General features: G+C 71.6%; 12 protein-coding genes. 9 read left to right on the forward strand and 3 right to left on the reverse strand.

Annotation, left to right across the window (positions count from 1 at the left end; translation table 11 throughout):
- Positions 1 to 321: 321 nt before the first annotated feature.
- The 3 genes from P3T37_RS08430 to P3T37_RS08440 are packed head-to-tail and all read left to right on the forward strand — an operon-like array spanning position 322 to position 4,552.
- Positions 322 to 702 carry a hypothetical protein gene (locus tag P3T37_RS08430; protein WP_280722845.1) on the forward strand — a complete coding sequence of 127 codons (381 nt, stop codon included), beginning with the start codon at positions 322 to 324 and terminating at the stop codon, positions 700 to 702.
- 3 nt (positions 703 to 705) lie between these two features.
- Positions 706 to 3,843, forward strand: a complete 3,138-nt coding sequence (locus tag P3T37_RS08435; protein WP_280722846.1) for a DUF87 domain-containing protein — start codon at positions 706 to 708, stop codon at positions 3,841 to 3,843.
- A complete protein-coding gene (locus tag P3T37_RS08440; protein ID WP_280722847.1) occupies positions 3,836 to 4,552 on the forward strand; it encodes a hypothetical protein in 717 nt (238 codons plus the stop codon). Before P3T37_RS08435 ends, P3T37_RS08440 begins: the two co-directional genes overlap by 8 nt.
- Positions 4,553 to 4,617: 65 nt before the next feature.
- On the opposite strand, the gene P3T37_RS08445 is transcribed toward P3T37_RS08440, so the two are convergent.
- The 3 genes from P3T37_RS08445 to P3T37_RS08455 all read right to left on the reverse strand — a co-directional run bounded on the left by P3T37_RS08445 (position 4,618) and on the right by P3T37_RS08455 (position 6,831).
- On the reverse strand, positions 4,618 to 5,253 hold the full coding sequence (locus P3T37_RS08445; RefSeq protein ID WP_280722848.1) for a vitamin K epoxide reductase family protein: 636 nt from the start codon (positions 5,251 to 5,253) through the stop codon (positions 4,618 to 4,620).
- Between the two features lie 2 nt (positions 5,254 to 5,255).
- Entirely contained in the window at positions 5,256 to 6,095 is an 840-nt protein-coding gene (locus tag P3T37_RS08450) for a thioredoxin domain-containing protein (protein WP_280722849.1), read from the reverse strand.
- Positions 6,096 to 6,180: 85 nt separating this feature from the next.
- The gene (locus P3T37_RS08455) at positions 6,181 to 6,831 is read right to left on the reverse strand and encodes a hypothetical protein (protein ID WP_280722850.1); all 651 of its coding nucleotides are present in this window, start codon (positions 6,829 to 6,831) and stop codon (positions 6,181 to 6,183) included.
- 138 nt (positions 6,832 to 6,969) lie between these two features.
- Between P3T37_RS08455 and P3T37_RS08460 the strand changes: the two genes are divergently transcribed.
- From P3T37_RS08460 to P3T37_RS08485, 6 genes are all read left to right on the forward strand, one after another.
- Positions 6,970 to 8,007: a lysylphosphatidylglycerol synthase transmembrane domain-containing protein gene (locus tag P3T37_RS08460; RefSeq protein ID WP_280722851.1), complete on the forward strand. Its 1,038-nt coding sequence runs from the start codon at positions 6,970 to 6,972 to the stop codon at positions 8,005 to 8,007.
- A gap of 71 nt (positions 8,008 to 8,078) precedes the next feature.
- A complete protein-coding gene (locus P3T37_RS08465; protein WP_280722852.1) occupies positions 8,079 to 9,518 on the forward strand; it encodes an NAD(P)/FAD-dependent oxidoreductase in 1,440 nt (479 codons plus the stop codon).
- 29 nt (positions 9,519 to 9,547) lie between these two features.
- The gene (gene trxA / locus P3T37_RS08470; protein ID WP_280722853.1) at positions 9,548 to 9,910 is read left to right on the forward strand and encodes a thioredoxin; all 363 of its coding nucleotides are present in this window, start codon (positions 9,548 to 9,550) and stop codon (positions 9,908 to 9,910) included.
- A 285-nt stretch (positions 9,911 to 10,195) separates the two neighbouring features.
- Entirely contained in the window at positions 10,196 to 11,248 is a 1,053-nt protein-coding gene (locus P3T37_RS08475; protein ID WP_280722854.1) for a 2-oxoglutarate and iron-dependent oxygenase domain-containing protein, read from the forward strand.
- 83 nt (positions 11,249 to 11,331) lie between these two features.
- Positions 11,332 to 12,042 carry a MerR family transcriptional regulator gene (locus P3T37_RS08480; RefSeq protein ID WP_280722855.1) on the forward strand — a complete coding sequence of 237 codons (711 nt, stop codon included), beginning with the start codon at positions 11,332 to 11,334 and terminating at the stop codon, positions 12,040 to 12,042.
- Positions 12,043 to 12,091: 49 nt separating this feature from the next.
- The gene (locus tag P3T37_RS08485) at positions 12,092 to 12,439 is read left to right on the forward strand and encodes a hypothetical protein (RefSeq protein WP_280722856.1); all 348 of its coding nucleotides are present in this window, start codon (positions 12,092 to 12,094) and stop codon (positions 12,437 to 12,439) included.
- Positions 12,440 to 12,453 lie beyond the last annotated feature (14 nt).

Genomic DNA, 12,453 nt, shown 5'->3' on the forward strand with positions numbered 1-12,453 from the left:
ACAGGCGGGTGTCTGCTGGAAGGCGGAGCGGCACAGGGAGTGGTCCCCATGGATGATGCCAGGACGTGCCCCAGCTGCGGTTTCTCCATACCGTCGGCTGCTCGGTTCTGCGGCGGCTGCGGTCGTCCCCTGAACGGCCAGGCGTTACCGGCCGAGCCGCCGGGTCCGGTGCGCCCGGGCGGCGGCGGCTGGAACCCGCAGCCTCCGGCACAGCCCCCGGCGGCAAGCCGTCCGGCGCCCGACAGACCGAGGGCCGAGCACCAGGCCCCCGTCCAGCAGTCGGGCGGGGCGGCGTTCGAGGGCGAGGTACGCAGCCTGCAGGTGCGGACCGAGCAGCTGGCGAACAAGCAGACGGAGGAGATCTGGACGTTCCGGGTCGAACGGTTCGACGACGCGGGCAAGCGGGTGGCCCTGATGCCGGTCGAGATGCGCGGCGAGACGTTCCACGGCTCGATCAGCGAGGGCGAGCGGGTCCGGGTCGTCGGGAGGATGCGGGCCGGGACGTTGTACGCGACGGGGCTGGAGAACCTCTCGACCGGCGCCGGGGTGCGCGTCAAGAAGGCACCCGTGCTCCCCAAGGTCATCTTCGCGATCATCTTCCTGGCGGTTCTGGGCTGGATCGCCTATGCCGCCTACATGGCCACCACCTCCGGCAACGGCAGCTCGAACGGACTGCTCCTCCCACCGATCGGCGGCCTGTGAGCCATGGCGGTCGAAGATCTCATGGCGGAGGCGCTGGACTACCTCCAGCGGGTCGGATTCGAACCTCCCCTCGTCCGCGTCGGGGCCGCGGTGACCCAGTCGCCGCCGGACCTGCGGACTCTGGTGCGGGTCGCCGGCATCGGCTGCCTGGACAAGGCCCCGAGCCGGTCCGACGCCGAGCGGGCCGACCCCCTCATGCAGGACCTTCTGGTCGGCCTCTACCACTACAAGGTGCCGCTGGCGTTCCGGGTCGGCGGGGGTCCGGGACGGGTGTCCGTCAGCATCGGCACCTGGCTCCCGGTCGGCTCCCCGCCGCAGTCGGTCCAGGGAAACGGACGACTGCTCGAAACCGCCCTGCGCTCGCTCTACCCGGCCGTCGACCTCCAGGCGGAGGAGCCGGCGACCGGCTTCTGGCCGGTGGGCGGGCTGGTCACCGGGATCCCCACCCTCAAGTCCCCGGACGAGACCGACGGGGCCCGCCAGTTGGACCGGCTCTTCCGGGCGCTGAGCCGGTCGCCCTGGGCCGCACTGGTCCTGGCGCAACCGGTGGACGAGAGTCCGGTCCACGCCCTCAGACTCAGCCTCATCAACGAGATGCGGGCCGTGCAGAGCGCGGCCAAGGCGGGCAGTTCCTCAGCTCCCCTGGCAGAGCACTACACCGCGCTTCTCACCCGCCAACTCGACCACTTCACCGACGCCCAGGGCATCGGGGCCTGGCGCACCTCCGTCTACCTGCTCGGCGACGCGGAGGGCTATCCCGAGGCCGCCAGTCTGTGGCGCGCGGTCTTCTCGGGGGCGCACTCCGTCCCGGAGCCCGTCCGCGTCTGGGACCGGGAGGAGGTACCGGAGCTCGCCGCCGCCTGGGCCATGGCCGATCCGCTCGCCGAAGCCACCGCGCCCCCCGGGCTCTACCGGCAGCCGTTCCAGCACCAGACCCTGCTCACCTCGCGCCAACTCGCCGCCTATGTGCACTTCCCCGCCGAGGAGACGAACGGATTCGCCGTCACCGTGGTCCCCGACTTCGACGCGGTCCCGCCACCCGCCGACAGCCGGACCGCGGTCCTCGGCACGATCGTCGAGCACCAGCGCGTCACCGGCGTCGAGTACGGGATCGACCCCGACAAGCTCACCCGCCACGCCTTCGTCACCGGTGTCACCGGCTCCGGCAAGACCAACACCGTCTTCCACCTGCTGCGCGAGATCTCCGGCCGCGGCATCCCGTTCCTCGTCCTCGAACCGGCGAAGACCGAGTACCGGTCGCTGCTGCGCGACCAGGCGCTCGGCGCGCAGCTCCAGGTCTTCACGCTCGGCGACGAGACGACCTCGCCGTTCCGGTTGAACCCCTTCGAAGTCCCTCCGGGCATCCCGGTCGCGGTCCACCTCGACCTGCTGCGATCCGTCTTCCACGCGAGCTTCGGGATGTGGACGCCACTGCCGCAGGTGCTGGAGATCAGCCTGCACGAGGTCTACGCCGACTGCGGCTGGGACGTGACCAGCAACACCAACCGGCGGCTGAACGGATCCGACGGCGCCGAGGACCGCTCGGTGGCCTTCCCCACCCTCGGCGACCTCCTGCGCAAGGTGGAGGAGGTGGTCCCCCGGCTCGGCTACGAGGAGAAGGTCACCGGCGATCTGCGGGCCGCGCTGTCCACCCGCCTGAACAGTCTGCGCGCCGGCGGCAAGGGGCGGATGCTCGACGTTCAGCGCTCGCTGCCGATCGACCTGCTGCTCGCGGGCCCGAGCGTGCTCGAACTGGAGAACCTCGGCGACGATGACGACAAGGCCTTCCTGATGGGCCTGTTGATCATCCGACTCGCGGAGTTCCGGCGCACCCAGGGCGAGAGCGACGGCCTGAGACACCTGCTCGTCGTCGAGGAGGCCCACCGGCTGCTCACCAACGCGGCCCGCCCGAGCGGCGGCGAGGGAGCGGAGGCCGATGTCCGCGGCAAGGCGGTCGAGACCTTCACCGGACTGCTGTCCGAGATCCGCGCCTACGGACAGGGAGTCCTGATCGTCGACCAGGTCCCCACCAAGCTCGCCTCCGACGTCCTGAAGAACACCAACCTCAAGGTGGCCCACCGCCTGGTCTCCGGCGAGGACCGCGGTGTCCTGGGTGACGCCATGGTGATGACCTCCCGTCAGGACACCGCGCTGGCCACGCTGCCGACCGGTCGGGCCGCCGTCTTCACCGAGGGCGAGGACGCACCGCTCCTGCTCCAGGTGCCCCCGTCCAAGGCACCCGCAGGACGGACGCCCTCCGACAGCGAGGTGCGCGAGCACATGCTGCGCAGCGGGCTGGGCACGAGCGCGGACCTCGCGCAGCTGCTGCTGCCGTCGCGGGGCTGCGACCGGCGGTGCCTGGAGGTGCCCGCCGCCTGCGAGAGAGCCCGCGCCCTCGTGCTGGAGCCGACGGTGGCGCGTTCCTTCGCGCGACTCGTGCTGTCCGCCGTACAGAGTCCCGGCGGCCTGGAGCGGACCTGGCCCGACCTCGCCGCCACGGTGGATCCGCTGCGCCCGCCGTGGCTGGACCGCACGGCGCTGCTGGACCGCGTCGCCCGCCATGCCGTTCAGCAGTTCGCCGACTCCCGTGGTGCCAGGGCGGGTTGGAGTTACCAGCAGACCGCCGAGGTCGCCGAGCTGCTCGACCGGGTGCTGACCGCCCAGTTCCAGGGCCACCCGACCGGCGAGGAGGTCGCACGACTGCGGAGCAGGCTGCTGGTGCTCCGCGGCGAACGCTACGGTCCGTTCCAGGGCTGCGCCCGGATCTGGCAGGAGCGCCCGAACCCCTGCCTGTGCGCCGACCCGGTGGCCGAACTCGTGGCGGCAGGCGGCTTCGCAGGCGTGTGGGCCCAGGCCCGCGAGAGCGATCGCGCGCCGGACGTGGACGGGCGACCCGCCGTGTGGGACGTCTGCAGGGACGCCGCCTACCACCTCGTCGAGTACCCGGCCCAGGACCAGGATCCCGAACTCGCCACCCGGTTGCGGGACATCGCCGACTGCACGGCCCTGTGCTTCGCCCAGCAGATGTTCGCCGCCGAGGACTGGTCCCACCCGGCCACCGGCCGCCGCGCACTGACCGACCTGCTCACCATGGCAGACCGGGACGAGGATTCGCCGCTGGAAGGAGAAGAGGATGCGTGAACGCACCGACCGCCTGTCGGAGGCGGGCGAATCACGACGCTACCTGGCCCGGGCCGGCGCCGGAGACCGAGGCGACGCCAAAACGGCCCAAGAACGCAAGGGCGCGGGAGCAGAACGGCAAACGGAACGCACCACCCATCGGCAGTACACGACCTCGGATGGTCACAAGGGCGCGAGCGAGGACACCAAGATCACCTACAACAAGGACAGCCGGACAGAGACAAGGCGCACCGACTACACGGGAGCGGACGGTAAACCCAGCGGCGGCAAACAGACAGAGACCTACATGACCCCGGACAACAAGGAACACATCTGGACGCAGAACTGGGATGCGAAGAACAAACTGACCGGAACCGAGCAGGGAGAGCGGCACCAGGGGAAGGACGGAAAGACCTATACCCACACGGAATACTTGGATGCGAACAACAAGAAAACCATGAGCAAGGACGACGTGACCTACAAGGACAAGGACGGGACTCATACCCACACGCAGATCACCGATCAGAACGGCAAATCGCTCAGCAGTTCGGACAGTCTGACCCAAACCAGGGACGGGAAGACAACCACCACCACGGAGTATCGGGATCCGAACGAGAAACTGATGGGCAGTAGAGAAGTGGTGCAAAGCAAGGGCCGTGACGGGCAAGAGCACGGATCGATCAAAATTCAGGACGCGGACAAAAACACAAAAGTCAATGTCACCTATTAGACGCCCCACTCCGAACCACGACCGGGGCGCCACCCGTCCGCCAGGCAGCGCCCCAAGCACCGTCGTCAGATCAGCGTGCTCCAGTACGACCAGAACCGGTTGAGCACCAGCAGCAGGATCACCGCGTACCAGAGCACCGGCACCACCCAGTGGTAGCGGTTGAGCTCCCGCACCACCGGGCGCAGCTTCGGTGGCACCGGGATCACCCCGGTGCGCAGGTTGTGCAGGGTGGTGTACCAGAAGAGCGTGATGGTCGACGCCCAGACCAGCATGCAGTAGGGGCAGACCGCGCCGATCGAGTAGAGGGTCTGCCCGATCAGCCAGTGGATCAGCATCAGGCCGAAGACCGTCCCGGCCTGGAGGCCGAGCCAGTACCAGCGGCGGTAGCGGGCACCGGCCAGCACACCGACGCCGGTCGCCACCACCACGGCGAATCCGATCAGCCCCAGCAGCGAGTTGGGGAACCCGAACACCGAGGCCTGCTCGGTGCGCATCACCGAGCCGCAGCTGATGATCGGGTTGATGTTGCAGCTCGGAACGTAGTTCGGGTTCTGCAGCAGCTTGATCTTGTCCGTGGTGAGCACGAACGCGGCGGCCAGGCCCAGCACCCCGGCCACGCAGAGCAGCAGGGCGTAACCGCGGGACGGTGCGGGAGCGTCGACGTGCTCGCTCGTGTTCTCGGTGGCGACATCGGCTCTCATCGTCAGCCGCCGATCTGGGACTTGACCAGGGCGGTGTACTGGTCCGGGCTGATCGGACCGGAGTTGCCGAGGACGGTCAGCGTCTTGCCGTCCAGCTTGAGGGTCGGCGTGCCCTGGACCCCGCTGGTGTTGAACTGCTCGGCGACCTTCTTGGCCCACGGCAGGTAGGTGCCGTTCTTGACCGCCGCGGTGAAGGCGTCGGTCTTCAGGCCGGGGACCTTGCCGGCCAGGTCGAGCAGGGTGTTGACGTTGCCGAAGCCGTCGGTCTGCTCGTCGGGCTGGTTGGCGTAGAGCACGTCGTGGAACTTCTTGAAGTCGTCCACGCTCTGGTTCAGCGCGGCGCCGGCGGCGGCCAGCGCGTCGATCGAGCCGGTGCCGCCGTTGTTGTCGTCCAGGAAGGCGGCGATGTGGTAGTCGATCTTGTACGTGCCGTTGTCGGCGAGCGTCTGCGCCGCCTGGCCGTCGGTGGCCTCGAAGGCCCGGCAGATCGGGCAGCGGAAGTCCTCGTACACGGTGAGGGTGTGCGCGGCGTCGGCCTTGCCGTAGGTGATCACCGTGCCGTCGCCGGTGGTGTTGGCCGGGGTCACCAGCGGGCCACTGGCGGCTGCGCTGCCGCTGCTCGACTTGCTGCTGCCGGCGCTGTTGACGGCGATCGCCACACCGCCCGCCAGGGCGACCACGACGGCGGTGGAGACGCCGATCACGATCCGGCGCCGCAGGGTGTCCGCGCGCTGCTCGCGCCGGCGGGCCTCGTGCAGCCGCTGGCGGCGGGCGTCCTGCTGGTCGCCGGAGTTGCCGGGCTTCGGGGTGCGGTTGTTCGGGTTGTTCGGGTTCTTGCCCATGGGGAACGTCGGTCCTGTCCGCGAAGGGGGTGATGTGGGGCCGGCGGCGCACGCCGCGAGCAGCCCCCTCGTCGCGGGGACGGGCTCAGCAGGCGAGCGCGAAGGCGGCCGGCGGACCCCGGCGGCGGGACGGGCCGAGCGGCAGGTCCTCGGTGGGCGCGTGCTCGGGGCGGGGTTCGGGCAGGGGTACGCCCGGGGCCGGTCGAGCCGACAGCGGGGCGAGGGCGAGCCGCAGCAGGGCGAGCAGCGTGCCCGGGGTCAGCCGGGCCAGCTCGCCGACCAGCCGGGGCAACCGCACCAGCGCGGCCTCCGCCAGGCGCAGCCAGAGCGCGGCCAGCAGGGTGGCCACCACGTGGACGACCAGCAGCAGCAGCTCCACGAGCGCCGGGGCGAGTGTGAGCGGGGTGCCGCCGCCGTTGCCGACCGTGCCGCCGCCGCAGACCATCAGGTCCAGGCCGTGCGTGCGGGTGGGGCTGGGGCAGGCGTCCTGGCCGAGGTTGAAGGTGGTGTTGAGCAGCAGCTCGACCGGCAGGAAGATCGCCGCGATCTGCAGGAACCCGCGCTCGGCGCCGGACAGTACGACGGCCAGCAGGAAGACCACGGCCCCGGCGGCGATCACCAGGTCCAGCGGCAGCGGGCGTCCGGTGACCAGCACGTGCCCGAGAGCGGACAGCGGCACGGCAAGCGCCGCGAACACCGTCGCGCGCAGGGCTCGTGTCACGCTGCTGCCAGTCACGATTCGGAGTATGCCATGCGGCTCCGGGCGAACACGAGGGTGCGTGAGGCACCTCATGCGGTCTTCATTCACCTCTCATCCACCGGAGTTCGCCGGAGTTCGCCGGACCCGTACCGGGTGATCGTGGGAGCATGCAGCGTGACAACGGGGATATCCGAGATTCAGGAGACAGGCCGGACGGACCAGGCGGACCAGGCGGACCAGGCGGACCCGGCGGACCCGGCGGACCGGACGAGGCGGCGGATCAGGCCGGGCGTGCTGATCACCGTCGTGGGGGCGGTGGTCTTCGGCTGCCTGCTGTACGCACAGGGGACGCGGGCGGACGTCGATCCGGTCCGGCTGGTGCGGGAGGCGGATCCGGGGTGGGTGCTGCTCTCCGTCCTGGCGGCGGCGGCCAGCTATCCGGCGGCCGCGATGGGCTTCCTGGGCTTCGTGCCCGAGCGCCTGTGCTTCGGACGGGCGGTGCTGGCGCAGCTGGCCGGCGCGTTCGTGAAGCTGGTCGCACCCGGCGGCCTGGGCGGGATCGCGCTGAACACCCGCTTCCTCCAGCGCGCGGGGATCACGCCGGGCCGCGCGGTGTCCAGCGTCGGCGCCGGGCAGCTGATCGGGCTGGGGCTGCACCTGCTGCAACTGGCCTTCTTCCTCTCGCTGATCAACGTCGACCAGGTGCCGCAGGAGCCCTCGCACGGGACGGCGACGCTCGTCGCGGCGGGGCTGGCCGCCGCGCTGGCGGGCGGCGCGCTCGCGGTGCCGTGCGTCCGGCGCTGGCTGCTGGCCCGGCTGCGCCCGCTCGCCGAGGGCTCGCTGACCCGGCTGCGCGACCTGCTGCGGCACCCGGGACGGCTGGCAGTCGGCGTCGTCGGCCAGCTGCTGGTGTCGATGACCCTGGCGACCAGCCTCTACTGCGCGGTGCGGGCCGAGGGCAGCCACCCGCGGTTCGCGGCCGTGGCGGTGGCCTTCCTGATCGGCAACGCGGTGGGCTCGGCCGTCCCCACCCCCGCCGGCCTGATCGGCATCGAGACGGCGACCGCCGCCGTCCTGTCCGCCACGACCGGCCTGGGCGCCGCGACCGGGGCCCTCCACGCGGTGGTGCTGTTCCGGCTGGTCACCGTCGTCCTGCCGGTCCTGCCGGGCTGGCTGGCGCTCAGCACACTGCAACGACACAAGGCGATCTAGCTCACACCGCGGCCCCCGGTGGCCCAGGATGGTGCGGACAGCCGTCCCGGCAGCGACCCCGAGGAGCGCCCGTGAGCACCCAAGTTGAGTCCTACGACGTCGTGGTGCTGGGCGGCGGCCCGACCGGCGAGAACCTCGCCGACCGCACCCGGGCCGCCGGGCTCAGCACCGCCGTGGTGGAGAGCGAACTGCTCGGCGGCGAGTGCTCGTACTGGGCCTGCATGCCGAGCAAGGCGCTGCTGCGCCCGGGCGCCGCGCTGGCGGCCGCGCAGGCCGTCGCCGGCTCGCGCGAGGCGGTGACCGGCCCGCTGGACGCCGCCGCCGTGCTGGCCCGGCGCGACAGCTTCGCCTCGCACTGGAAGGACGACGGCCAGGTCTCCTGGCTGGAGGCGACCGGCGCGGTGCTGGTCCGCGGCGAAGGGCGGCTGGACGGCCCGCGCCGGGTGGTGGTCCGCACGCCGGACGGCGGCGAGCGGGTGCTCACCGCCCGGCACGCCGTCGCCGTGTGCACGGGCAGCCGCGCGCTGCTGCCGTCCGACGTCCCAGGGCTGGCCGAGGCCGCGCCGTGGACCAGCCGCGAGGCGACCAGCTCGCCGGTCGTGCCGCGCCGCCTGGTGGTGGTCGGCGGCGGCGTGGTCGGCGTGGAGATGGCGGCGGCCTGGCAGGCGCTGGGCTCGCGGGTCACCCTGCTGGTGCGCGGCGGCGGGCTGCTGCCGCGGATGGAGCCGTTCGCCGGGGAGCTGGTCGCCGCCGGGCTGACCGAGGCCGGTGTGATCATCCGCACGGGAGTGTCGGTGAGCTCGGTGGACCGCGAGGACGGCCTGGTGACGCTGCGCCTGGACAGCGGCGAGGGCCTGGAGGCCGAGGAGCTGCTCTACGCCACCGGACGCGCACCGCGCACCGCCGGTCTCGGCCTGGCCACGGTCGGCCTGCGCGACGGGAGCTGGCTGGAGGTGGACGACAGCTGCCGGGTGCGCGGCGTCGAGGGCGACTGGCTGTACGCGGCCGGGGACGTCAACCACCGCGCGCTCCTCACCCACCAGGGCAAGTACCAGGCGCGGATCGCCGGCGCCGCGATCGGCGCGCTCGCGCACGGCCGTCCGCTGGACACCGCGCCCTGGGGCGCCCATGTGGCCACCGCCGACGCGGCGGCCGTCCCGCAGGTGGTCTTCACCGAGCCGGAGGCCGCCTCGGTCGGGTTGACGGCGGCCGCCGCCGAGCGGGCCGGGCTGCGGTTCCGGGTGGTCGACTACGACCTCGCGAAGGTGGCGGGGGCCTCGTTGCTTGCCGACGACTACCGCGGCCGGGCCCGGATGATCGTGGACGAGGAGCGCGGCTGCCTGGCGGGCGCCACCTTCGTCGGGCCGGGCGCGGGCGAGCTGCTGCACGCCGCGACCGTCGCGGTGGCCGGCCAGGTTCCGCTGGCCCGGCTGTGGCACGCGGTGCCCTCGTACCCGACGGTCTCCGAGATCTGGCTGCGGCTGCTGGAGACCTACCGGGACTCGGAATAGAGCACAGGACGCCTGCTGTTGACGGCTGCATGACTACCGTCGAGCTCACCAAGGACAACTTCAACGACGTCGTGTCCGAGGACTCCTTCGTCCTGATCGACTTCTGGGCGTCCTGGTGCGGTCCCTGCCGCAACTTCGCCCCGGTCTACGACAAGGCCGCCGAGAACCACCCCGACCTGGTCTTCGGCAAGGTGGACACCGAGGCGCAGCAGGAGCTGGCCGCCACGTTCGAGATCACCTCGATCCCGACGCTGATGATCGTGCGCGAGGGCGTGGTGCTCTTCTCGCAGCCCGGCGCGCTCCCGGCGCCGGCGCTGGAGCAGCTGATCCAGCAGGCGAAGGCGCTCGACATGGACGAGGTGCGCAGCTCGGTGGAGTCGCAGAAGTCCTGACACCCTCGTTTTTTGGCGCACCCGCGCGGATAATCCTGGAGCATGCATGCCACGTGCCGACCGCCACCGCGGTTCGTCTAACCTGGTTGACGTGATTGTTCTTGTCAGCCGCCGCCACGTGGACCTGCTCCGCGTCACGAGCATGTCCTGTCGACGCTCCCGCTGACCCCTCACTCTCACCTTTCAGGACCCCGGCCCCGGGGGCGCGGCCCACTTCCGCCGCTCCCCCGGTGCTCCCGGCCACCGCCGGGACCGACCGGGCCTCACCCAGCGGATGTCACCCTCATGTCGCAGCAGCACACCCCCACCCCGGCCGACGCTCTCCCGGTGAACGATCTCTCCGACGATCTCCCGGTGATCGACCTCTCCGCCGCCTCCGGCAGCCCCGAGCAGCGTGCGGCGCTGCACGCGGACCTGCTCCACGCGGCCACCGAGGTCGGCTTCTTCCACCTCACCGGTCACGGCATCACCGCCACCGAGACCGCCGACCTGACCAGCGCGATGCACGCCTTCTTCGCCCTCCCCGAGGCCGACCGGATGGCGATCAGCAACCTCAACTCACCGCACTTCCGCGGCTACACCCGGATCGGTGACGAGCGCACCCAGGGCCGCAGCGACTGGCGCGACCAGATCGACATAGGCGCCGAACGCCCCGCCCACCGCCCCGCGCCCGGCGAGCCCGCGTACTGGTGGCTGGAGGGCCCCAACCAGTGGCCGGCCGGCCACCCCGAACTGCGCGCGGCGGCACTGAACTGGATCGAGCGGCTCAGCACGGTCGCCGAACGCCTGCTGCACGAACTGCTGACCGCCATCGGCGCCCGTCCCGACTTCTACGACGACGCCTTCGCCGGCCACCCGCACCTGCGCCTCAAGCTGGTCCGCTACCCCGGCAGCGGACCGGACGGGACCGGCCAGGGCGTCGGCGCGCACAAGGACTACGGGTTCCTGACCCTGCTGCTCACCGACGGCGTCCCGGGCCTCCAGGTCGAGCGGGCCGACGGCAGCTTCCTGGACGTGCCGTCCCGCCCCGGCGCCTTCGTGGTCAACCTCGGCGAGCTGCTCGAAGTCGCCACCGACGGCTACCTCAAGGCCACCAACCACCGGGTGGTCAGCCCGCCCGGGGGCCGCGAGCGCTACTCCGTCCCGTTCTTCTACAACCCGCGCCTGGACGCCCACATCGAGCCGCTGGACTTCCCGCACGCCCACCACGCCCCGGGCGCCACCGAGGACCCGGACAACCCGCTCTTCGCCGAGTTCGGCCGCAACGAGCTCAAGGGATACCTCCGTGCGCATCCCGCGGTCGCCCGCCGCCACCACGCGGACCTGCTGGTCAGCTGACCTGCTTCTGCGCTGATCGCCTCCTGGCGGGACAGTCACACTGCTAGTGTCACAGCAGGACTGTCCCACCAGGAGGCGAACCCATGTCCACACCCCTTCGCCTCACCGTCGACGAACTCGCCGCCCGCGCCGGGGTCACCGTGCGGACGCTGCGCTTCTACAGCGGCAAGGGCCTGCTCCCGCCGCCCGAACTCGGCCCGCGCCGGGTCGGCCTGTACGGCACCGAGCACCTGGACCGGCTCGAACTGATCGAGGAACTCCAGCGGTTGGGCCTGACCCTCGCCGCCATCGAACGCTACCTGGACCAACTCCCGGCCGACATCAGCTCGCTGGACCTGGCCATCCACCGCGCCCTGATCGCCGTCTGGGCCCCGGAGACCGCCGAGCAGGCCACCGTCGAGCAACTCTCCCGCCGCACCGGGCGCGAGCTGTCACCGGCCGACCTGGAACAGCTGGTGGCCATGGGCGCCCTGCAACGAACCGACCAGGACACGGTGTTCACCCTCGACCCCGGCCTCCTCCCGCTCGGCGCCCGGGTGTTGGACCTGCCGATCCCGCTGGAGACCATCGTCACCGCCCGCGCCGTCGTCCGCCTCCACAGCCGCGCCGCCGCCCGGGAGTTGAACCGCCTCTTCCGCGAAACGGTCTGGAAGCCGTTCCGCGAGAGCGCCCCCGCCGAAGCCGAGGTCGAGCGGATGCGCGAACTCTCCGAGCAGATCGAACCCCTGCTCACCCAGGCCCTGGTCACCGCCTTCCACCGCTCCCTGGCCGAGCAGTTGGCCGAGAACAGCTGACGGGGCGCAGGTCGGCCACGTCGAGCAGGGGAGGACCGTACGGTTCCCGGTGGCAGCCGGCACCCACACGGTTCGGTTCACCGCGAAGGACCGCACCCGCTCCAACACGGTCACCGTGGAGGTGGTCGAGGGCCGGGAGTTCCTGGTCACGTCGCGCGGCACCGGACTGGCGGCCGCCCTTCTGACGCCGTTCCTGGCTGACATAGCGGTCCCGGCGATCTATGCGGTCGGGTGCGTCCTGCTGACCGGCGCGCTGTTCTACGCCATCCCCGGCGTGCTCTTCCGGGTCCGCGCCGACGGCACCCCGGCCGGCGAGCAGGGGGACGGCGGGGGCGGCCTGTGGTGGGAGTCGGACCCGGCTCTCGCCGAGCGGTACCGCGCGGGCGCCATCTCCTGACACCGCCGGTGCCG

The sequence above is a fragment of the Kitasatospora sp. MAA4 genome (genome assembly GCF_029893355.1).
Lineage (GTDB): Bacteria > Actinomycetota > Actinomycetes > Streptomycetales > Streptomycetaceae > Kitasatospora.